Genomic DNA, 22561 nt, shown 5'->3' on the forward strand with positions numbered 1-22561 from the left:
TATTATGGTTTTTGGTTATTTAAACCTGTCTTTTTGGGGATATGTGGTTGCCACATTGATTTTGACGCAAATTACTATCGCCGCAGTAACATTATATCTTCATCGCCACCAAACCCATCGCGCGTTGACGCTGCATCCGATTATCAGTCATTTTTTCCGTTTGTGGCTGTGGTTAACTACTGGAATGGTTACTGCAGATTGGGTGGCTATTCATCGAAAACATCACGCATCAGCAGATGTTGAGGGTGATCCGCACAGCCCTGTAGTGTTCGGTATTAAAAAAGTATTTTGGGAAGGAGCTGAACTCTACAAAGTAGCGCGTAAAGATAAAGAAATGGTCGCTAAGTACTCTCATGGTACTCCTAAAGATTGGCTGGAGCGAAAAGTTTATTCTCCCCATTCTTCCAAGGGAATATTGCTGATGTTGTTCATTAATTTATTCTTATTTGGTGTTCCTGGAATCACGATTTGGGCAATTCAAATGATGTGGATACCATTTCATGCTGCCGGTGTAGTGAATGGAATTGGGCACCATTGGGGGTATCGAAATTTTGAATGTCCGGATGCTGCAAGAAATATTATCCCCTGGGGCTTTTGGATAGGGGGTGAAGAATTGCATAACAATCACCATACTTTTGCTTCTTCAGCCAAGTTTTCCATTAAATGGTGGGAGTTTGATATAGGTTGGATGTACATTCGAATTCTTTCCTTTTTAGGCCTTGCCAAAGTAAAAAAATTACCACCAAAACTGGCGATGGAAGAAGGAAAGCTGCAAGTGGATTTGGATACGGTGAAAGCAGTTATTGCGAATCGTTTTCAGGTCATGTCGAACTATTATAAAAGCGTGATTAGACCCATTCTCAAGCAAGAAAAGCATAACCTTATTGAAAATACGGAAGAAAAGAAGCTTTTGGCGCGTGCTGGAAGTTTATTGAGACGCGAGAATTGTTTGTTGAACACAAGAGCGAGAATGCGTTTATCTCATCTGTTGGAAGCGCGTGAACAATTGCGTATTGTTTATGCATACAAGCAATCGCTACAAAATATTTGGTTAAAAACAGCCTCTACTCAGAAAGAGTTAATCGATGCATTACAGCAATGGTGCAGGCAAGCAGAAGAGTCTGGTCTTGAAGTCTTGAGGCAATTTGCCCAACAGCTAAAAGGATATGTTCCTGTATATAGGTAATTTTTCTGTAATTTCTCACCATGTTGTCTCATAGAGGAGAGAACAGGTGAGAAGTTATGGTTTTATTTGTTTTTAGTTTCGATCGTCTATAGTAGTATTTTATTATCGCAATAACAGGGAGTCGTTATGATGAAAGGTGTAGCAATAGTTACGGGTGGAACTGGTGGTATAGGTACAGCCATTTGTCAACGCTTAGCTGCCGATTTTCAGGTCGTCGCGTGTTATTTCAAACATGGTAAACATGAAGAAGCGAAGCAATGGCAAGAAGAGCAAAAAGAGCTGGGTCACGATATTGATATCGTTTATGGTGATATCGCACAATTTGCAGATTGTGAAAAGATAGTGGCTTTAGTCATGGAGCGCTATGGCAGTGTTGATGTACTGATTAATAATGCAGGCATTACTCAAGATTGCAGTTTACGAAAAATGTCTCCAGATCAATGGCAAAATGTTATCGATGCCAATTTGACCAGCGTATTTAATATGACCCGCAATGTAATCCCAATTATGATCGATAAGGGTTTTGGCCGCATCATAAGTATTTCCTCCATTAATGGACGGAAAGGCCAATTTGGTCAATGTAACTATGCTTCAACTAAATCCGCGTTGTATGGGTTCACCAAAAGCCTGGCTTTAGAAGTAGCAAATAAAGGCATAACGGTGAATACAGTTTCTCCTGGTTATGTAGAAACGCCAATGCTTACTTCTTTAAAAGAAGAGGTGCTCAAATCAATCATCGCAAGTATTCCTGTTGGCCGCTTGGGAAATCCAAAAGAAATAGCTGATGCGGTTGCTTATTTAGCATCCCCCGATAGCGGATTTATTACCGGCGCAAACTTAGATATTAATGGTGGACAGTATATGTAAAATTAGGTCTGGATTTGATTAATAATCCGGGCATTACTGTTTCTTTATCATTAATTTTCGCAAATCTAACTCATAGAGAACCATATGCACCATAATAATATTGTATTGATCACTGGAGGTACCGGAGATATAGGTACAGCAATTGCAAAAGAATTGAACTCTTCTTACAAACATGTTTTTTCTCTTGATTTAATTTCTGAAGAGGAAGGGAAAGCATGGAAAAAAGAGTTAACGGATGAAGGATATAAGAATATCTATTTTCGCCATATGGATGTAACTGATTATGAGCAATGCGGAGAGGTTATTTCTTCCATTATTGAAGAATACGGTAATGTTGACGTGCTCATTAATAATGCAGGCATCACTCGAGATGCTGTATTTACAAAAATGACTAAACAGCAATGGGATGAAGTATTAACAGTTAATCTTGATGGCATGTTTAATGTAACCCGTCATGTAGTTGAAAACATGAGAGAACATGAATCAGGACGCATCGTTAATATTTCTTCGGTGAATGCGCAAAAAGGTCAATTTTCGCAAGCAAATTATGCTGCTTCAAAAGCAGGTGTTTATGGTTTTACCAAAAGTTTGGCACAAGAACTAATGAGTAAAAACATCACTGTGAACAGTCTTTCTCCCGGATATGTTGATACTCGATTGATGAAAGGTATTAGGCCAGATATTCTGGAAGGGATTATTGCCCAAATTCCTGCAAAGCGGTTAGCTAAGACCCAAGAAATTGCCTGGGCTGTAGAATTTTTAATTAGTGATAAAAGTCGATACATTACCGGGGCTAATCTTAGTGTGAACGGCGGTCTCCATATGTATTAATAAAGATTGCATTCTTCCATTTATTAAAGACTATCCTCTTCTGGTTTACGAAAGAGGAAAAAGGTGAAGTTTTTAACAATGCAAAATTCACCTAAATATTAAGAGAAAACTATGACTCGATTAATAAAAAAATACAAAAATCGCCGGCTTTATGATACTGAGACAAGTCAGTATATTACCCTTGAAGAATTGCAGCGTTATGTGGTAGATGGCGTGCAATTTAAAGTAGAGGACTCATTAACAGAGAAAGACTTAACCAATGCCATCTTGCTACAAATTATTGTGGAAATGGAGGCGGGCTCAACTCAATTTTTATCTTCAGATATTTTGCGGCAAATCATTTCTCTTGCCAATCATCCGATGCATGCTTCTTTAAAACAGATGATGGAGCAGATGTTTCAAGTTATGGAAAAACCGTTACAAAATAATCCTTATCGTCAGGCAACTGATACCTGGAATCAGCAAATGCAAAAAATGATGCAACAATGGCAAAGTTTATTTAAAGGTTAGCGGTTATTGAGGGGAGTTTTAAGGCAAGGGCGCATAAGCGATTTAAAGATTGGTTTTTTTATGCTGCACTGCAAAAAAAGTTTCACTAACCCATTGACAAATTTGCTCTCTATGTACTAATATTAAATTGTGCAATGCAACATAGAGGAGAATATCATGACTCAACAAAATTTTGAAAAATGGACTGAAGTGGCTAAAAAATTTCAAGAACCTTTTCAAGCCATAGCTGAATTGAATGTGAAAACTTTGCAGGGTATGCAATACCTCAAACCTGAAGAGATTGCGAGCATTAAAAAGCCTGAAGAACTATTGGAGAAGCAAATTAGTCTAGCTGTTGAAAATGGTCACAAAGCTTTAGATTACATGCAAAAATCTTTTCAAATTATTGAGAAGGCAATGTTAGGTTTTGTTCACGAAGCGAAAAAAGCATCTGAAGTAAAGCATTAATTTAAAAATCTTTCTTAAAAAGCAGTTCCAGTACTTAAGTCTGAGCTGCTTTTTTATTTTCGTTGCACCTAGGGGAACATTGTGCGTATTTTCTGGTGCAATTTTCATTTAAGATGCGCCAAATAGGAGCGCTCCTTGATATGATGACCTATTGATTCCATCCATAAAATCATACAAAAACCATATAAATTTAAAATATGAGCAATTGATTTTCTGAAAAATTGATATACTCTTAAGAAAGACGTGTTTAATTTTAAGTCAAAAACATAATTTTTTTTACCACTTGTTAAGGAAAGTTATTTTCAAGGAGGTTATCATGCAAGTCAAAGAAATCATGACATCTAAGCCGGAATTCTTACTCACCACGGCTACTATTACTGAAGCAGCTAAAAAAATGCGAGAATTAGATACTGGTTTTTTACCCATTGGTGATAAAGCAAAAGATAAAATTGTCGGTATACTTACTGATCGTGATCTGGTTATCTCCGCTCTTGCCAATAAGAATCCATTGGATACACCAGTAAAAAATGTGATGCATAAAGACGTATGGTATTGTTTTGAAAATGATGATGTAAAAAAAGCATATGAAAGCATGAAAGAGAAACAAATACGCCGACTCATTGTGCTTAATAAAGATAAAAAATTATCCGGTGTCTTGTCTTTAGGTGATATTGCATTACATTGCGATAGCAAACTCTCCGGAGAAACATTGAAAAAAATCTCTGTTCATTAAAAGAGTTGACACTGATCCTTCATCACCTACGGGCCGCCCCCACGACTAGTTCGCGGGGTTGTCCCTGAAGGGCGGTCACATGGAATATATTGCTTTATAGTTAATTTTTAATAAATGCTTAGGTGCCGACGACCTTATGCACTTATCATAAAAAAGTACAATAGAGGCAAAGATTCTGAAAGACGCTAAAGATCATTCAGCATACCCTGTAAAACCGGAGAGATCTTCAAATTTAGCTATCAGTCCACTTGAAGCAAAATGGCTTTAAAATTATCGAAATAGCATTATTGAAATTTTTCAAATAGATCGTTTAAGTTTATATGTCGGTTGTATTTATTAAAATTTTTCCAGGGGTTTGCTTTTTTTCCTAAACGCTGAAATATATTCTTCAAATGATAGGATTGAGGGTGTAATGAACTATCATTCAGTTCCTCCCATTCCAGGGGGGTGGCTACTGGAGCTCCTTTTTTGGCGCGTAAAGAATAAGGGGCTACTGTTGTCATAGCATAATCATTCCGTAAAAAATCAATAAATACTTTATTTCCACGTTTATTTTTTCGTTGTTCCAAAGTCGTTATTTGTGAATGCCGTTGATGCAGTTTTACTGCTATTTTTCTTGATATTTCTTTAATTTTATCAAATTTGAAGTGAGCTTTGATGGGTAAATGGATATGTAGCCCACGGGAGCCAGAAGTTTTGAGAAAGGTTTTAAGCTCAAACTCATCAAGTAGATTTTTTAAAGCAAGAGCTGTTTCACGCACTTTTTCAAAATCATCATCCTGTGGATCCAAATCAAAAATAATTTGATCAGGTTTTTCGATTGAAGACATAGTTGACAGGGACGTGTGTAGCTCCAGAGTATCTTGTCCTGCCAAATAAACCAAAGCCTTTTTAGAATGGACACCCACCATGTTCATTTCTGAATTATTTTGTACTGTCGGTACAGTAAATTGTTTTATAAAATCAGGGAAATAATCTGGACGATGTTTGTTATAAAAACCTTCCTGATTAATACCATCAGGGTACCGTTTCAGAGTAAGTGGTCTATTTTGCACAAAAGGAAGGAGGTATTCTGCGATTTTATAAAAATATTCCACAACTTCCTTTTTTGAAATTTTGTCATCTGGATAAAGCGGTTTATCTGGATGAGAGATATTAACACCGGTAATTTTCATAGGGTTCCTCCCAGAGGTTTGTAACTACCTATTTTATTTGATCTTCTCGGCGTACATCTTTTGCATCCTTGTCCTTACGAAGTCCCAAAAAGCGAGGATGCCTTAATTTTCCATGGCGTGTCCATTTCTGTAAAACCAACTTCACCAACAAGACTGGGTTTAAGCCAATGGACGTTATTCTCTGATTCTTCATAATGGCAGCCCAAGAGATTAATACATCATCGTTTGGTAAACTAAATTCATAATGCAAATGTCTGGCATCATGTTTTTGAATTACAAAAATATTTTCTTTTTTCTTTGATGTTCCTCCTTGAGGTTCTTTAGTTTTTCTAAAATCTCTTTTTTGCTGATAATCTTTTAATGGTTTGTTTTTAGACATTATTAATCCTTATTTTTGTGATGTAGAATTAACCCCACATATGGCGTCGATAAATGATGTTATGCACCATTTCTCTTGTGGGGCCTCGATAGAGTTGAGCTTAGATTAAATTATTCCTTATAAACTTAATTGATATTATGGACAATAAATTCACAATATAATAATTTATTGTCCAATTTATTAAATTGGAACAAAATAATCTAATGAATGGGTGTTTCTGAGTGTGGGTAGAAAGGGCTTTTTTAGTTTTCCACAAGAGGATACAATGCCCCAAGATGAGAATGATTCTATGAATGAGGTTACTAAAATGGGGGCATTGGGTGATCATTTTTCGTTATTTGGCTAAAGAAGTGTTTATCACTTTGATTTCGCTAACCTCCATACTGGTGTTAATTTTTCTGAGTAATCAACTGATTCAATATCTCAACAGGGCTGCTTCTGGAAGTATTCCGGGTGTCATTATTATGAAGTTAATGATATTGGAATTACCCACTTTACTGAGCTTACTGGTTCCATTAGGTTTTTATATTGCCATGTTGCTTGCATACGGCCGTTTATATGCTGAAAGTGAGATGACGGTATTAGGGGCTTGTGGTTATGGACCCAATCAATTATTAAAACACAGTTTTATTATGGCAATAGGGGTAGCCATTATTGTTGCTGTAGTAATGATTTGGGGTAGCCCTTTAATTTACATTGAACGAGCTAAACTGTTACGTACTACTGGCATAAAAACTTTAGTTCAAACCATCATGCCTGGACGTTTCCATGCGATTAATGACGGTCAGGAAGTATTTTATGTTCAATCAATGAGTCGTGATCATACTAAGGCCGAGCAAGTATTTCTGGCAAAGAAAAGTTCTGTAAATCAACAAACACGTTGGGATATATTATGGGCCGATCAAGCTTTCGCTGAAACTGACGCGAAAACAGGAGAGGATTACATCATTCTGCAAAATGGAAAAGAATACCAAGGGATTCCTGGTCATGCGGATTATCAAGTCGCAGAATTTGGGCAATATAAAGCACGATTGCCGCATCCTGTAATTAGAATATCTGAAGATCTTCGTACAATGAGCACAGCCAGTTTATTACCTTATAATAATGAAAACGTTGCCAAGGCTGCTGAATTGCAATGGCGTTTATCTGTTCCGCTCATGGTATTTACTTTGACCATGGTTGCTGTTCCTTTGAGTCGCATTAATCCTCGTTCAGGAAAATATGCCAAGTTATTACCCGCAATTATTATATACATTCTATATGCTAATTTATTATTTATTGCGCGTGATTTAATGATTTCCGGCAAAACACCCCAATGGTTAGGTTTATGGTGGGTGCATCTTATCATTGCTGGCTTCGGGTTGTTTCTAATTTGGCGTAATCAGGCGAAATTAGCATGAGTATGAAGATATTAGATCGCTACATTGCGAAAACCGTACTCAGCTCTATTGGTTTAGTCACGCTCATGCTGATAGGACTGCAAATTTTTATTTTATTTGTGGGTGAACTAAGTGATTTGGGGCGAGTTGATTACGGCATTGTACAAGCAACGGTATTTATTTTGTTGCAAATACCATATCAAGTCTATTTATTTTTTCCTATGGCCAGTCTCCTTGGTTGTTTGATTGGGCTTGGGATTTTAGCCAATCATAGCGAATTAGTCATAATGCGTGCCTCAGGAATGTCTATAGGACAGATAACCTGGGCAGTACTAAAAGCATCGATATTGCTTATTGTATTGATTACTGCATTAGGTGAAACTTTGGTCCCATACTTATCCCATTACGCTAATGACTATAAAACTGCTGCAGTCAGCGGAGGACAAGCATTGAGAACCTCAAAGGGCTCTTGGTTGCGTTATGGAAATGATTTTATTTCTGTTGGCTTAATACTGCCTAATAATGTTTTATACGAAGTTTATCAATTTCGTTTTGATGTTCATCATCATTTAAAAATGTCACGTTTTATTCGTGAAGCCAGGTATACTCCAACAGGGTGGGTTGCATATGATATACAGCAAACAGATTTTGACGTAGATAAAACCAAAACTCAGACTTTTGCTTCTCTTCCTTGGGACGTATCCGTAAAACCAAAAATCTTGGCGATTAGCAGTATCGAACCGGATGAAATGACTTTGCACGAACTAAATCGCTACATACGAGAGCAAAAGCATAATCATCAGAACGTACATACTTATCAGTTTGCTTTTTTGCAACGGATTATTCAACCATTTACGACCATGGTGATGATGATCCTCGCCATCCCATTTATTTTTGGTCCGTTGCGTTCGACAACTATGGGATCGAAATTATTGGTGGGTGCTGCAGTGGGATTTAGTTTTCATATCTTGAGCCGGTTTTTTGGTCCACTCAGCACTGTATTTCAATTGCCGCCTGAATTAGCTGCTTTAGGGCCTACTTTTATTTTCGCGCTATTGGGTTTGTATTTGATGAGAAAAGTCCGCTAACTCATCTGATGATTTACTTCCGATTCGTCTTAGCGTTTTGTGGTAGAATATGGAGCACGTAGTGCAATATATCAAAAAATGAAAATACAGTGTAAGTTTTGCCGACAGCGTATGGAACCAACTGTTCGCTGGGAAAAAAGATTAGTTACTACAGACCAAGCTGTTTATTATTGTAGTTTATGTACCAAACAATTATTTGTTTTAGGCGGATTTTTGGATAAACCGTTTTGGCAGCGTCCTATCTATTTATGGTTTGGCAGTCCATTAATCATCGATCTGATTGATTATTGGGAAAAGGCAAAAAACCTTTTAAGTGAGCTGCATCTTGGCAAATTAATTTACCTTATTTTATCCATAATCTTGACAGCATTTGCTTATTTCTTTTTTAAGTAAAATGACTGTTTTCATCGTTCCATCTGTTTGCGTATAAGCGTGTTATACCATTTGCCCTGCGGCCCATCCTGATGACCAAGCCCATTGAAAATTATATCCACCTAACCAACCGGTAACATCCAAGGCTTCGCCAATGAAATAAAGTCCTGAGATATCTTGAGCTTCCATAGTTTTGGAAGAAATTGCATGGCAATCGATACCACCAATAGTTACTTCAGCGGTACGATATCCTTCAGTCCCATTAGGTTTTACAAGCCAGGAGTTAAGTTGTTTCGCTACAGAGTCCAAATTATGATTGGAGAGTTCCGCAAGTTTCTTTTCAGCAAGTTCTGGTGAAATAAAGAGTTCGATAACGCGTTTAGGTAAATGTGTGGACAAGATAGAGCTTAATTGTTTCTGTGGTTTTTCAGATCGAGCACTTTTTAAGTAATCCAAGAGATTGATTTCGGGTAATAAATTGATACAAATACTTTCTCCTGCATACCAATAGGACGATAGTTGTAAAATTGCGGGGCCACTCAAGCCGCGGTGAGTAAATAAGGTATTTTCACGAAACTCAATACGCGTATTTTTGACTAAACTATCAATACCAATCCCGGAAAGCAGAGCAATTCTTTCTTTCTCCAATACATCCAGAGTAAGAGGAACTAATCCAGCCCGAGTCGGCCATACTTTAATACCAAATTGCTCTGCAACTTTGTAGGCAAATGGACTCGCCCCCATGGTAGGTATGGATAACCCCCCGCTGGCAATAACTAGGGAGTGGCACTGAAATATCCCTTTGGTAGTTTGTAGTTTAAAGCTTTGTGATTTTTGAATTTTTTCTATACTGGTATTTAGATGTATCGTAGCACCTGCAGCGTCGCACTCTTTAAGCAACATATCCACAATGTCTTTCGATTTATTATCGCAAAATAATTGTCCTAAGGTTTTCTCATGGAAAGGAATTTTATGTTTTTTAACAAGCTCAATAAAATCCCATTGGGTATAGCGTGTTAACGCGGATTTAAAAAAATGAGGGTTATGGGAGTTATATTTTTCAGGATCAATATAATAATTAGTAAAATTACAACGACCTCCTCCCGACATTAAAATCTTTTTACCTGCTTTATTTGCATGATCCAATACCAGGACTTTGCGCTGACGTTTGCCCGCTTCAATGGCGCACATTAAACCTGCAGCACCTGCACCTATAATAATGACATCAACTGCTTCCATATTGGATTGACTTGTGTTAAACCTAAACATAGTAACATGCGTTGTACGTGATTCAAAGAGTTGTTCTTGCGCACAAAGGGATTTTTTATACAACTATTCATGATAAGTACATTTTATGTATGTTCTAAAACGTCTTTTAGCGATCGTATTGGGTGTTATCGTATTGCCATTTCGCATCTTGGCATACAATGCGTTTTATGAAGCAATTGCATTTCTTTTGGGAGTTTCTAGTGTAATCAGCTTGCCCATTTATTTTGCATCTGCTTTTAATAATCTTGGCATTTCCATTGCAAAAAATGTTCTACTGACTACTTTAATTATTTTTCCGCTAGTAGCGACAGGAGTGGCAATTACCTTCGCAGCTGCAAGCGCTTTTTTAGTTTACCACACTATCATCAACATACTTGAATCATTCTGGCTTGGTTTTAGAAGTGGATTACTTCATGAGATGGCGGGATTTTGGAATGCGCTTGCTTCGCAAACTACTTTAATCCAGGACATCGATTTGCATATGAGGGCTTTTCAGGCCGGTGTGCACGCGGATGAATTAATCGATGATGTTGATTTTGATGGCTTCCAAAGAATAAGAGAAGAATTACAAGATGTTGTTGTAGTAAAGGAGGATTTGGACGTTCCAGATTTAGAAAGAAAGGCTCCAAGGGGATCTCATCCGTTAAATGACATTGAATTAAAAAAAATCAACACACTCATAAAGAACTTGACCAATTCTCAAGATTCTTTATCTCTCGAAGAAAAGAAACGGTTAGATGCTTTAAAAACTTTGTACACGCAATATAACGATTTATCAAAAAAGCTGGAGGATGTACGAACTGCTTTAGTGGAGAATGATAAAACCCGAATTAAGGATGAAATGATAGCCTTTAATGAGGTGGAAACACCTATATTATTGGTGAAGCAATATAAAAAAGAGGAGCAATGGCATAATGTTCCTGCGAGCAGCTATGTTACCGATAAAGAAAGTTTACTGCATTGGTTAAAGCAAAATCCAAAACACCCTCTCAACAAAGATACTCTGAAAAAACCAAAATATTATAACCAAATGGAAACACAATATATTTGGTATGAACTTACTAAAGAAGATTGCACCTCCCAAGAGTTAGCTGAGATTGCTACCCAAATGAGTGATTTGCTTCAAATGTTACTTCCTCTAGTGCCTAAGCAAAAAATGAATATAGGGCTATGTACTGCATCCCAATCGTTTTTTAGTTCGGGGGGCAATAATTCTGAGTCACCTACAACACAATTGGATACTGCATTAACAGGTGAGACGTTGAGATGAAAGCCAAAGCACTATTTATTCATATTCAAGAGTAAATTGAACATTTATTGTTACTTTTCTTCTTTCATTCGCAATCATGATATTAATTTAAGTTTATACTGTAAGTAGTCAAATGATCTATTTAAAGGACCATGATCATGAATGAACTTGATATTTTGCAATTATTTTATGATGAGATGAAAAATCGTAGTGCAACTCGAGATCAAGTTTTTTTAAGTATGGAAGAGGATGCAGCAGCAATGCTGTCTCAAAAGTTAGGACAGTCTGTGTCAGTTGCAGATCTGCAAAAATTAACGGATACATGCATCGCGAATGAATGGCTGGAGCGAACGACCGCTGATCCTAATTATAAATATTTATCATTAACTGAAGCAGGGCTGCAAATCATTTTAGCGAATCAATACACTTAATTGTGCATTAAGGGTATAAACTTTAAGCAAAAGTAGGTAAAATGTATCATTTTATTCTTTTTTGTTGTCAATATGCCAAAACGAACCGATATTAAATCCATTCTCATCCTTGGAGCAGGTCCTATCGTAATAGGACAAGCTTGTGAATTTGATTACTCTGGAACCCAAGCAGTACGTGCCTTAAAGGAAGAAGGTTATCGGGTTATCCTGGTAAACTCCAATCCAGCCACCATTATGACCGATCCAGAACTCGCGGATGCAACTTATATTGAACCGGTATCCTGGAAAGAAGTAGCACGTATTATTGAAATTGAACGCCCAGATGCGCTTTTGCCCACTATGGGGGGGCAGACAGCGCTTAACTGTGCTTTGGACTTAGTACGCGAGGGAATTTTAGCAAAATATGATGTTGAAATGATCGGCGCCACACGAGAAGCGATTGATCGCGCCGAAGATAGAGAAAAGTTTCGTCAGTTGATGATCAAAATTGGCTTGGATATGCCGCGTTCAGCGATCGCCCATAGCATGGAGGAAGCAATCCAGGTTCAGGCGCAATTAGGTTATCCGGCAATTATTCGTCCTTCCTTCACTATGGGAGGAAGTGGTGGTGGTATTGCTTATAACCGCGAAGAATTTGAAGAAATTTGTATGCGTGGATTAGAGTTATCACCCACGCATGAATTACTGATTGATGAATCAGTACTTGGTTGGAAAGAGTTTGAAATGGAAGTAGTACGTGACAAAAATGATAATTGCATTATTGTCTGTACCATTGAAAACTTTGATCCCATGGGAGTTCATACTGGTGATTCAATTACTGTAGCTCCTGCACAAACGCTTACTGATAAAGAATATCAACGCATGCGGGATGCCGCCATTAAAGTGTTAAGAGCTGTAGGTGTTGATACAGGAGGTTCAAACGTACAGTTTGCTGTTAATCCAGAGGATGGGCGAATGCTGGTGGTTGAAATGAACCCAAGGGTTTCTCGTAGCTCTGCTTTGGCTTCCAAGGCAACTGGTTTTCCAATTGCGAAAGTAGCTGCCAAACTGGCTGTTGGCTACACGCTTGATGAGTTAAAAAATGAAATTACTGGTGGTAAGACCCCGGCTTCATTTGAACCAAGCATTGATTATGTAGTCACTAAAGTGCCACGATTTAATTTCGATAAATTCCCACAAACTTCAGATATCTTGACCACACAAATGAAGTCAGTTGGTGAGGTGATGGCGATTGGATCCAATTTCCAGGAGTCCCTACAAAAAGCAATACGCGGTTTAGAGATAGGGCGTTGTGGTTTGCATCCCTTATTCAAAAAAAGTGATTTAGCACGTCTAAGAGGTCATTTGCGAGAACCAACTCCAGATAGGCTTTGGTATATCGCTGATGCGTTTAGAAACAATATAACTCTTGAGGAAATTCATCAAGAAAGTCGTGTTGATCCCTGGTTTTTGGCTCAAGTCGAGGAACTGGTCGCTCTGGAACGCTCTATGACCGGGAAGAAATTAGCAGATATCGATGCACTCACGTTACGTCTACTGAAGCAACGTGGTTTTGCCGACGCCTATTTGGCTAATATTTGGTCTTGCTCTGAAGAGGAAGTACGCAAGCAACGAAAAGAACTAGGGATTGTCCCTGTCTACAAACGCATTGATTCCTGCGCAGGTGAATTCCCAAGTGATACGGCTTATATGTATTCGTGTTACGAAACCAGTTGCGAAGCTCGTCCTGATACCCACAAGAAAAAAATTATGATTCTTGGTGGAGGACCTAATCGAATTGGTCAGGGAATTGAATTTGATTATTGTTGTGTGCATGCAGCTATGGCTCTTAGGAATGCAGGTTGCCAGACTATCATGGTTAATTGTAACCCTGAAACCGTATCTACCGACTTTGATACTTCCGATCGTTTGTATTTTGAACCTCTAACTCTAGAAGATGTTTTAGGTATTGTAGATGTAGAAAAACCGGAGGGAGTTATTGTCCATTACGGTGGACAAACTCCTTTAAAATTAGCACGAGCGTTAGAAGCAAATGGTGTTAAAATAATTGGGACCTCTCCTGATGCAATTGATAGGGCGGAAGACCGGGATCGCTTTCAAAAATTAGTCACCGAATTGAAACTACATCAACCTGATAATGGCACTGTGCGTAGTGAGGCAGAAGCCATCGCTTTAGCAAATAAGATCGGTTATCCGTTAGTAGTAAGGCCTTCCTATGTTCTTGGGGGACGCGCTATGGAAGTTGTCTATCAAGAAGATGATTTACGCCATTATTTATCGCATGCAGTTGCTGTGTCTAATGATTCTCCCGTATTGTTGGATAAATTTTTAAATGATGCAATAGAAGTAGATATTGATGCAGTTTGTGATGGCAAAGAGGTATTGATTGGTGCCGTAATGGAACACATAGAACAGGCTGGTATACACTCAGGAGATTCTGCCTGTACTTTACCCCCATTTAGTCTTAGTGTTGTGGTACAACAGGATTTGATGGAACAAATGCGTCAAATGGCATTGAATTTAGGGGTGGTTGGGTTGATTAACGCGCAATTTGCTATTCAAGCGGATGATATTTATGTTTTGGAGGTAAATCCAAGAGCTTCAAGGACCGTTCCTTTTGTTTCCAAAGCGACAGGGTTACCTTTGGCCAAAATTGCGGCTCTTTGTAAGCTGGGTATTAGTTTAAAAGAACAAGGTTTAAGTCAAAATCACCATATGCCATCTTTTTATTCGATTAAGCTTCCTGTCTTCCCGTTTATCAAATTTTCCGGGGTAGACTCTATTCTTGGTCCTGAAATGAAGTCTACAGGGGAAGTAATGGGTATTGCCAGACGTTTTGGACAAGCTTATGCTAAAGCACAATTGGGAGCCGGTTCTAACATATCTAAGCGTCGGCGTGCTTTTGTTTCCGTTAGGGATGCTGATAAAACCCGAGTAGGTGAAATTGCCAAGCGATTGATTGAATTAGGTTTTGAAATCATTGCAACACGTGGCACAGCCTTGGCTTTACAAGCAGCGGGAGTTGATTGTCGCCGAGTATTTAAGGTGAATGAAGGCAGACCACACGTTTTGGATTTTATAAAAAATAACGAAATCGATTTTATTGTAAATACAACTGAGGGCAAGCAAGCAATTGCCGATTCTTTTGCAATCAGACGCAATGCATTACAACACAAGGTTAGCTATACTACGACCTTGTCAGGAGCTGAGGCCGCTTGTTTGGCTATGAAATATGAAGATAGAGAAACGGTAACTCGATTGCAGGATTTACATTAGGATCTATTTACATTTCTACTATCTTGGCCAAAATGGCCTGATTTTCTGCGCTCCGATGCTCACATACCTTATGTATGCTGCGCTTCGGTACTCGAAAATCAGGCCATTTTGGCTCAAGCTAGCGAAATGTAAACAGACCCTAATAAAAATAAAAAGTGCATAGTCTGGGTGCAACGTAGCGAAACCCAGGGGGTAAACATTAGGCTTCGTTTTTACCAAGACCGCACTTATTACTGAGCTTAATGATCTCGTTTTCACCTTGATGTGAGAATGGGGTTAAAAGATAAATTACCAGGGAATTATTTTTTGAGGTAGATATGAGCAAACACCCCATGACAGTTGAAGGTGCAGAAGCACTTAATTCAGAATTACAGCGATTAAAATTTGTTGATAGGCCTCGTATTGTTGAAGCGATTGCTACAGCAAGGGAACATGGTGATTTGAAAGAAAACGCCGAATATCATGCAGCCCGGGAACAGCAAAGCTTTAATGAAGGGCGTATTCAAGAACTGGAAGCAAAATTATCTCATGCACAAATTATTGATATCAGCAAATTGCAGAATAACGGCAAGGTAGTCTTTGGTTGTACCGTCACAGTATGTCATATCGCAACAGATGCGAAGGTGACCTACAAAATTGTTGGTGAAGATGAGGCTGACATTAAACAGAATAAAATCTCCTACAGTTCTCCTATTGGCCGTGCTTTAATAGGTAAAGAACTGGATGATTCAGTCACCGTAAACACACCAGGCGGTATGGTGGAGTATGAAATTGTTGATGTAGAATACATCTAATTTCCATCAAATTTTTCCTATAGCCTGGGGGAGTCGCGGCAAAACCCAGGTTTGAGCGCATCTGTTGTCTCAATTCATAAAGTAACAAAAGGTCTATAATTATAGCGAGCATTGAAACATGCTTTGAATGAAGCATGGCAAAATATGAATGTAATTTCGGTGTTAATTATTACAGGAAGTAATAATGGACCTATTTTCTGAATGGTTTCAAGTAACCCCAATTCCAGCGAATACAATCACCGGCTATTATGATTGGAAGTTGGTGGCCTTATCCTATGTCATTGCAGTACTTGCCTCATATGTAGCCTTAAATCTGGTGGGTCGACTTCGCGCCACCAGGACTAATCATGCACGAATTTATTTGCTTCTGGGCGGTGCTTTTGCTATGGGGGCAGGGATATGGTCTATGCATTTTGTTGGAATGTTAGCCTTCATTATGCCCATGTCCATGGAATATGATTTCAGTTGGACTCTCGCTTCGTTAATTGTTGCGATACTCGCTTCAGCGTTAGCATTGTTTATTTTGCAAAAAAAAGATTATTCCGTGCTGCATTTTGCTTTGGGTGGCTTGGTCGTTGGTCTTGCTATATCCTCTATGCACTACATGGGGATGGAAGGAATGAAAAGCCATGTCCATATTCATTATTTACCGGGTTTATTTTTTCTTTCTATTCTCATTGGAATTGCAGCAGCGGAAACCGCCATTTGGTTGGCAATACAGAGTAATTATGGTTCGTATAAAAGACAATTTAATCTAAAATTTATTAGTTCCCTATTAATGGGATTGGCTATTTGTGGCATGCATTATACAGGGATGGCCGCTGCTGTATTTACTCCCAGTTTATCACACGTTATTACCAGTGAAGATCTTTCAGTACAGTCACATTATTTAGCTTTTTCTGTGGCGGGGATCACGGGATTAATCTTGATTATTGCACTTATTGCATCGGGCTATTACAAGAAAATGATCACTGCTATAGCAAATGAGAAAGAATTTCTTAACGCAATGCTTGATAATTTAGAGGATGGAATCATTGCGTGTAATGCGGAAGGCCGAATTACCGTTTTAAACCATACAATTCAAAAATACATCCAGTCAGACAAGTCGAATAAAGACATGAACAATATATTGGATTATTTTAGCCTTTTTACAATGAATAATAATCCAATTAGTCCTGATGATTTTCCCCTTAAACGAGCTTTAAATGGAGAACGTGTGCGCGGTGTCGAACTCCTGCTAAACATTAAACAAAATGGAACTCGTAATGTAGTAATTGACGGACAAAAAATTATTAATTCGGAAGGAAATAACTTAGGAGCAGTTATTGTAATTCATGATATCACTGATTTAAAACAAACTGAGAAATTAAAAAATGAATTTGTTTCTATAGTCAGTCATGAATTACGTACACCTATTACATCCATACGGGGTTCTTTAGGATTATTAGTGGGTGGGGTCATGGGGGAATTTCCTGAAAAGGTAAAAAAATTGCTTGAAATAGCGAATAATAACTGTGAACGCTTACTATTGTTAATTAATGATATTCTGGATATTGAAAAAATTGAAGCTGGAAAAATGGATTTTGAATTAAAAACAACCAACTTAAATAAAATAATAGCAGAGTCAATTGATGTTAATAAAATATATGGAGATAAATTTGGAGTAAAAATTGAATTAATACCGCCTAATAAAGACTATTTAGTAACCGTTGATTCAGATCGTTTAATGCAAGTTTTAACGAATCTCATTTCTAATGCCTGCAAATTTTCTTATGAAAATGAGAAAGTTATTTTAAGGATGAAACAAATTGATGCATCGGTGCGTGTCTCCATTTCCAATAAGGGTAAAGGAATATCACCGGAATTCCAGCCACGTATTTTTCAAAAATTTTCTCAAGGAGACGCATCAACTACTCGCGGAAAAGGAGGCACGGGCTTAGGGCTAAATATAAGTAAGACTATCATTGAAAAATTAGGCGGAACGTTAAATTTTGAAAGCAATCCCAATGATCTAACTACCTTTTATTTTGATTTGCCAATATCCCAGCAACCAGCTTTTGTCCAAGAAAATCAAATGTTAATGCCAGAAGATAAAAAGAGATTACTTATTTGTGAAGATGATAGGGATCAAGCAAATTATCTTAAATTACTTTTAGAATCAGCAGGTTTTATTGTGAAGGTTGCTAATAGTGCAGAAGAGACACGAAAATTATTAGAAAAATATGAGTTTCACGCGCTCTTATTGGATTTAATATTACCGGATCAAGACGGTATTTCATTTATTAGAGAGTTGCGTACAAATAAAAAAACGATGACGCTACCCATTATTGTACTTTCAGTAATTGCTCAAACAGGGAAAGAGTTATCTAATGGAAATGCGGTTTCAATAATCGATTGGTTAGATAAGCCCATTGATTTTAATAAATTACTTTCCGCAATTAATAAAGTCCAGAAGGTAGATCCTCAGAGTAAGCCTCATATATTGCATGTTGAGGATAATAAGGATACCCAAGCCATTGTAGGAACACTTCTTGAAAAACACGCAATCATTTCAAATGCAAATAACTTACACGAAGCAAAAGAAATGCTTGAAAAAGACAAATATAATTTGATTATCTTGGATTTATTGTTGCCTGATGGAAATGGTGCGGAAATTTTACCCTTGATCTCCAAATATCATGCGCCAGTAGTTGTATTTTCTGACACCAAATTAAATGAAGATTATTCCAAGTTCGTTAGCCAAGCATTGCTTAAGTCAAATTCGTCAAATGAAATTTTATTAAATACCATCAAAAACCTTCTTTAAGTACTGATTAAAGGAGAAAAATATGTCCAGTAAAGAACTTAAAAAAATTTTGTATGCTGAAGATGAAGCGGATATAAGAGCAATTGCTCAAATTGCTTTGGAAGATATTGGTGGGTTTACAGTAAAATATTGTTCTAATGGAAAAAAAATTCTTGAAGCAGCAAAAGAATACATTCCTGATTTGCTCTTATTGGATGTGATGATGCCTGAAATGGATGGACCCACCACGTTACGTGAATTACGTAAGAACCCCGATTTTATAAAAATACCTGTTATATTTATGACTGCTAAAATACAAATTAAGGAGATAGAAGAATATAAAGCAATAGGAGCAATTGATGTAATTAAAAAACCCTTTGATCCTTTGACGCTTGCCACGTCAATAAAAAATGCATGGTTGAAATACAATGGATGAAAATATACAGAAAAAATTACATGATCTCATGGTTCTCTATAGCAAGAATCTCCCTGAGAGAATTCATAATATAGAGATGCAATGGCATGCACAACTTAAAAAATGGGATTTAGTAGGCTTTCAAAATTTTCATCGAGATGTCCATAGTTTGTGTGGCTCGGCGGGTACCTATGGTTATACTGAACTAAGTAAGACAGCACGCCAAATGGAAATATTATTAAAGGAAATTCTTGCTAATAGAAAGTTAACTCATGATGATCAAGAAAAAATTAATTCTTTTTTTAGCCAATTAAAAAGTGTATTAGCTTATGAATCTCCTAAAAACCCTTCAATCTTTTCAACTGAAATAAAACCCAAAGAGAATAAATTAGTATACGTATTGGAGCAGGAAGCTGAATTAGTCAATGAATTAATTCAAAGCCTCAAACAATCTGATTATAACGCACAATATATAAAAGATATGACCTCATTATTGAATTCAGTGCAAGAAAAACAACCCATTGCAATAATTATCGATACAGATTATTTGAAAAAAGATGCCCCGGATCAACTGGTTGCCATGCAAGAGCAACAGAAAACGCCTATCCAATTGTTTTGTATTGTTCCTGATAATGAGTTATTACCGCGACTCATTGCTATACGTGCTGGTTGTGTCGCTTATTTCCAAAAGCCGCTGGATGTGGCTTATCTGGTGCAAGAATTGAATATAAATTGCAGTTCACCTGTTAACGAAGCCTATCGAATTTTAATACTGGATGATTCGAAATCATTAGCTGAATATTATTCTTTGATTTTAAAACAGGCTGACATGATTACTCGTGTTATTACAAATCCATTGCAATTATTAAAGGAACTTGAAACGTTCCAACCCGATTTAATTTTAATGGATATTTATATGCCGGAGTGTTCTGGTTTAGAGCTCGCTGTTTTGCTGCGCAAGGATAGAAGATATACAAAAATTCCTATTATTTTTCTATCTACGGAGGATGATAAAAATAAAAAATTAGCCGCAATCAGCTTAGGGGGGGATGATTTTCTTACCAAGCCTGTATCACCGCATGATTTAGTTTCCGCAGTACGTTCGCGATCAAACCGTGCAAGTATTTTAAATTATTATATGACTACAGATAGCCTGACCGGTTTATTAAATCACTCAAGTATTTTGAATCGTTTGAATATTGAAATTATTAGAGCAAAACAACAGAATTCACTGCTGTCTTTTATCATGATCGATATTGATAATTTTAAATTAATTAATGACACCTATGGCCATCCATTTGGTGATCTTGTTATAAAGAAACTCGCCTCTTTATTGATGGTTAGTTTACGTAATCGGGACATCATTGGTCGATATGGCGGGGAAGAGTTTGCTTTGATATTGCCTGGTGCTGATCTCAAAAGCAGTCAAAAAATTTGCAATGACTTGCGACTGCAATTTTCTCGAAATTATTTTACTGTCAATGAACAAAAAGTGTATGTCACAATCAGTATCGGAATTTCTAATTTTAACGGAAACCAAGATATCAATAGTATTGTAATCCAAGCAGATCAGGCTTTATATAAAGCCAAAAAAAATGGACGAAATCAAGTCGTTGTTTTTGATGAACACTTTATTTTGAATTAGTTTTCAAAACCTGCCGTTTTGCACGAAGACATACATAACCTGGATGTTGCATCCAGGTTATGGGTCGTAAGAATTAAGGTTGAAATACTTCCTGCTGAATACCGCCAACAACCCATTGGGTACTATTAGTGAATTGACGAAAATGCCAAATTTCATCAAGTTGACTCATAGGCTCATCATCTTCTTTAATGGATCCGGTAAAGTGAACGCTTGCAACGAGTGAATTAGATTGTCTTGACACATCAAGTAACTTAGCGTCTAAAGTGATGACTTCTGTTTTATTTGACGTATTTCCACGCTCATCTAACTGCATCTTGATCTCTGCGAATACTTCGGGTGCTGTGAATTCACTCAAATCTTGAAGATTTTTTTGATCATAAGCAGCTTGCAAGCGGTTAAATGTTACTTTAGCTTCACGTAAAAAGGTTTCGGGCACAAAACCTGCAGGATATTGAGCAAAGTTATTCGCGGTACCGCTCTCTGAACTGCTGTTAAATGATTGACTAAAATTATTAAAAGGATTTTGGTTAAAAGGCTTGGCTTGTCCTTGTGCTGACTGAAAACCTGGCTGCATTCTTTTGCGAAAAAAACCGATAACAAAAAAGAGAATTGCCCCAACAATTAACCAGGATAAAATGCCATTGGCAAAGCCATGTCCCATAAATAAACTGGTCAGCAAGCCGCCAATTAATAAGCCACTGAGTAATCCTCCCCATCTACTGGGATTTTTTGCGCTTTGTCCCAGAACACTGGACTTCTGTACCTTATTGGGTGAAAACAAGGCACTTTGGGAACGCTGGATGCCAAAACTTCTACCGGCGCCAAAGCGTTTAGCAGATGCTTCGTTAACCAACAGTCCAAAGCTTAGTAATGCAATAAGGAAATAGGAAATAAACGTACGCATGGTATGAGACCCTTTTTTTAAAAGAGTTAACAGTATATATGAATTCTATTGAATCCGCCTCTTTGTGATTAAAATTTTAACGATAAGGTTTGTATATAAGAATGTTGTGTAATGATGCCGCATTGAGGATGCTTTTGGGGAGTATTTCCCTGCTCTTAGGCATAATGCTTTGCTGGATTCAAACAAACGCGTTTTGAATTCAGGTTCGTAAGACCAGAACTCGAGCCTAACTCAAGCTCGACTTGATAACTTCACATTTTCTTTACGAAATCTTCGTTCGCAACATCGGTCGATATTTTTGTATTTTCAAGTTCGTCTTTATATTTTTTAAAATTTCCAGCAACCGCTTGAACATCCTCTTTTTCATCTTTATTCGCTTTATAGGATTCTGAAAATACTGAACCCTTAGACTTGAAAAGCTCTTTACCAAAAAATTGATTTATGAATAATTTGAATTCATTAACTGTGCCGGGGGCCACTTTCATTGCTTTCTCATATTTAGTGACAATATCCAGAGCGTCTTGGATTAATTTTTGTTGCGCTTTTAGGGAGGAAGAATTTGGATTTTTCTCATCTTCAGCCAATAGGGCTCTGAATTCTGTTTCCAGAGCAAATGCTGCTCTTCCTGCAAGATGCTTTTGCGAATAACCATATTTATAGTCAAGTTCTTTCACGTCCTTATAGAATTTTTCCACTGCTTGATGCGCCTTCGATTTAGGCATATGTAATTCCTTAAATCTAGTTTCTGATGTATTAAACTATAGATGAATTAAAGAGTTTATACAAAAACGGTACCTGATAAATTAGAAATAAAACAAAATTTTAA

21 protein-coding genes are annotated in these 22561 nt (G+C 37.4%); 16 read left to right on the top strand and 5 right to left on the bottom strand.

What is annotated here, in order from left to right:
• Positions 1 to 4: 4 nt before the first annotated feature.
• The 6 genes from FOLKNPGA_RS01800 (at position 5) to FOLKNPGA_RS01825 (ending at position 4574) form a co-directional block, all read left to right on the top strand.
• Positions 5 to 1186 carry a fatty acid desaturase gene (locus FOLKNPGA_RS01800; protein WP_182351476.1) on the top strand — a complete coding sequence of 394 codons (1182 nt, stop codon included), beginning with the start codon at positions 5 to 7 and terminating at the stop codon, positions 1184 to 1186.
• Positions 1187 to 1312: 126 nt separating this feature from the next.
• Positions 1313 to 2053 (top strand): acetoacetyl-CoA reductase, encoded by a 741-nt coding sequence (gene phbB, locus FOLKNPGA_RS01805; RefSeq protein ID WP_182351477.1) that lies wholly within the window; start codon positions 1313 to 1315, stop codon positions 2051 to 2053.
• 84 nt (positions 2054 to 2137) lie between these two features.
• Positions 2138 to 2884, top strand: coding sequence for an acetoacetyl-CoA reductase (phbB, locus tag FOLKNPGA_RS01810; RefSeq protein ID WP_182351478.1), 747 nt, complete (start codon positions 2138 to 2140; stop codon positions 2882 to 2884).
• 111 nt (positions 2885 to 2995) lie between these two features.
• Positions 2996 to 3394 carry a polyhydroxyalkanoate synthesis regulator DNA-binding domain-containing protein gene (locus FOLKNPGA_RS01815; RefSeq protein ID WP_182351479.1) on the top strand — a complete coding sequence of 133 codons (399 nt, stop codon included), beginning with the start codon at positions 2996 to 2998 and terminating at the stop codon, positions 3392 to 3394.
• 156 nt (positions 3395 to 3550) lie between these two features.
• A complete protein-coding gene (locus FOLKNPGA_RS01820) occupies positions 3551 to 3841 on the top strand; it encodes a phasin family protein (RefSeq protein WP_182351480.1) in 291 nt (96 codons plus the stop codon).
• 316 nt (positions 3842 to 4157) lie between these two features.
• Positions 4158 to 4574, top strand: a complete 417-nt coding sequence (locus FOLKNPGA_RS01825) for a CBS domain-containing protein (RefSeq protein WP_182351481.1) — start codon at positions 4158 to 4160, stop codon at positions 4572 to 4574.
• A 284-nt stretch (positions 4575 to 4858) separates the two neighbouring features.
• On the opposite strand, the gene ligD is transcribed toward FOLKNPGA_RS01825, so the two are convergent.
• Both ligD and FOLKNPGA_RS01835 read right to left on the bottom strand, forming a co-directional pair.
• Positions 4859 to 5749 (bottom strand): non-homologous end-joining DNA ligase, encoded by an 891-nt coding sequence (gene ligD, locus FOLKNPGA_RS01830; RefSeq protein ID WP_182351482.1) that lies wholly within the window; start codon positions 5747 to 5749, stop codon positions 4859 to 4861.
• Between the two features lie 28 nt (positions 5750 to 5777).
• Positions 5778 to 6128: a hypothetical protein gene (locus FOLKNPGA_RS01835; protein WP_182351483.1), complete on the bottom strand. Its 351-nt coding sequence runs from the start codon at positions 6126 to 6128 to the stop codon at positions 5778 to 5780.
• Positions 6129 to 6448: 320 nt separating this feature from the next.
• On the opposite strand from FOLKNPGA_RS01835, the gene lptF reads away from it, so the two are divergent.
• The 3 genes from lptF (at position 6449) to FOLKNPGA_RS01850 (ending at position 8988) form a co-directional block, all read left to right on the top strand.
• Positions 6449 to 7528, top strand: coding sequence for an LPS export ABC transporter permease LptF (lptF, locus tag FOLKNPGA_RS01840; RefSeq protein ID WP_182352725.1), 1080 nt, complete (start codon positions 6449 to 6451; stop codon positions 7526 to 7528).
• Positions 7525 to 8595, top strand: coding sequence for an LPS export ABC transporter permease LptG (gene lptG, locus FOLKNPGA_RS01845; RefSeq protein WP_182351484.1), 1071 nt, complete (start codon positions 7525 to 7527; stop codon positions 8593 to 8595). Before lptF ends, lptG begins: the two co-directional genes overlap by 4 nt.
• Positions 8596 to 8706: 111 nt before the next feature.
• On the top strand, positions 8707 to 8988 hold the full coding sequence (locus tag FOLKNPGA_RS01850) for a hypothetical protein (RefSeq protein WP_182351485.1): 282 nt from the start codon (positions 8707 to 8709) through the stop codon (positions 8986 to 8988).
• Positions 8989 to 9030: 42 nt separating this feature from the next.
• Here the strand turns inward: FOLKNPGA_RS01850 and FOLKNPGA_RS01855 are convergent, their stop codons facing one another.
• A complete protein-coding gene (locus FOLKNPGA_RS01855; protein ID WP_182352726.1) occupies positions 9031 to 10206 on the bottom strand; it encodes an NAD(P)/FAD-dependent oxidoreductase in 1176 nt (391 codons plus the stop codon).
• 115 nt (positions 10207 to 10321) lie between these two features.
• On the opposite strand from FOLKNPGA_RS01855, the gene FOLKNPGA_RS01860 reads away from it, so the two are divergent.
• The 7 genes from FOLKNPGA_RS01860 (at position 10322) to FOLKNPGA_RS01890 (ending at position 20831) form a co-directional block, all read left to right on the top strand.
• Positions 10322 to 11506, top strand: a complete 1185-nt coding sequence (locus tag FOLKNPGA_RS01860; protein ID WP_182351486.1) for a coiled coil protein — start codon at positions 10322 to 10324, stop codon at positions 11504 to 11506.
• Between the two features lie 137 nt (positions 11507 to 11643).
• Positions 11644 to 11916, top strand: coding sequence for a hypothetical protein (locus tag FOLKNPGA_RS01865; protein WP_182351487.1), 273 nt, complete (start codon positions 11644 to 11646; stop codon positions 11914 to 11916).
• A gap of 72 nt (positions 11917 to 11988) precedes the next feature.
• Complete coding sequence (gene carB, locus FOLKNPGA_RS01870; RefSeq protein WP_182351488.1) at positions 11989 to 15192, top strand: carbamoyl-phosphate synthase large subunit; 3204 nt, start codon at positions 11989 to 11991, stop codon at positions 15190 to 15192.
• A gap of 317 nt (positions 15193 to 15509) precedes the next feature.
• A complete protein-coding gene (gene greA / locus FOLKNPGA_RS01875) occupies positions 15510 to 15986 on the top strand; it encodes a transcription elongation factor GreA (RefSeq protein ID WP_182351489.1) in 477 nt (158 codons plus the stop codon).
• 184 nt (positions 15987 to 16170) lie between these two features.
• On the top strand, positions 16171 to 18792 hold the full coding sequence (locus FOLKNPGA_RS01880; protein WP_182351490.1) for an MHYT domain-containing protein: 2622 nt from the start codon (positions 16171 to 16173) through the stop codon (positions 18790 to 18792).
• A gap of 22 nt (positions 18793 to 18814) precedes the next feature.
• Positions 18815 to 19207 carry a response regulator gene (locus tag FOLKNPGA_RS01885; protein ID WP_182351491.1) on the top strand — a complete coding sequence of 131 codons (393 nt, stop codon included), beginning with the start codon at positions 18815 to 18817 and terminating at the stop codon, positions 19205 to 19207.
• Positions 19200 to 20831: a diguanylate cyclase gene (locus tag FOLKNPGA_RS01890; protein ID WP_182351492.1), complete on the top strand. Its 1632-nt coding sequence runs from the start codon at positions 19200 to 19202 to the stop codon at positions 20829 to 20831. Before FOLKNPGA_RS01885 ends, FOLKNPGA_RS01890 begins: the two co-directional genes overlap by 8 nt.
• 73 nt (positions 20832 to 20904) lie before the next feature.
• Here FOLKNPGA_RS01890 and FOLKNPGA_RS01895 read toward each other — a convergent pair whose 3' ends face one another.
• Positions 20905 to 21735: a Tim44 domain-containing protein gene (locus FOLKNPGA_RS01895; protein ID WP_182351493.1), complete on the bottom strand. Its 831-nt coding sequence runs from the start codon at positions 21733 to 21735 to the stop codon at positions 20905 to 20907.
• A gap of 251 nt (positions 21736 to 21986) precedes the next feature.
• Positions 21987 to 22430 carry a hypothetical protein gene (locus FOLKNPGA_RS01900; protein WP_232890438.1) on the bottom strand — a complete coding sequence of 148 codons (444 nt, stop codon included), beginning with the start codon at positions 22428 to 22430 and terminating at the stop codon, positions 21987 to 21989.
• Between the last annotated feature and the right edge of the window lie 131 nt (positions 22431 to 22561).

It is taken from the genome of Legionella sp. PC1000, from assembly GCF_014109805.1.
GTDB lineage: Bacteria > Pseudomonadota > Gammaproteobacteria > Legionellales > Legionellaceae > Legionella > Legionella resiliens.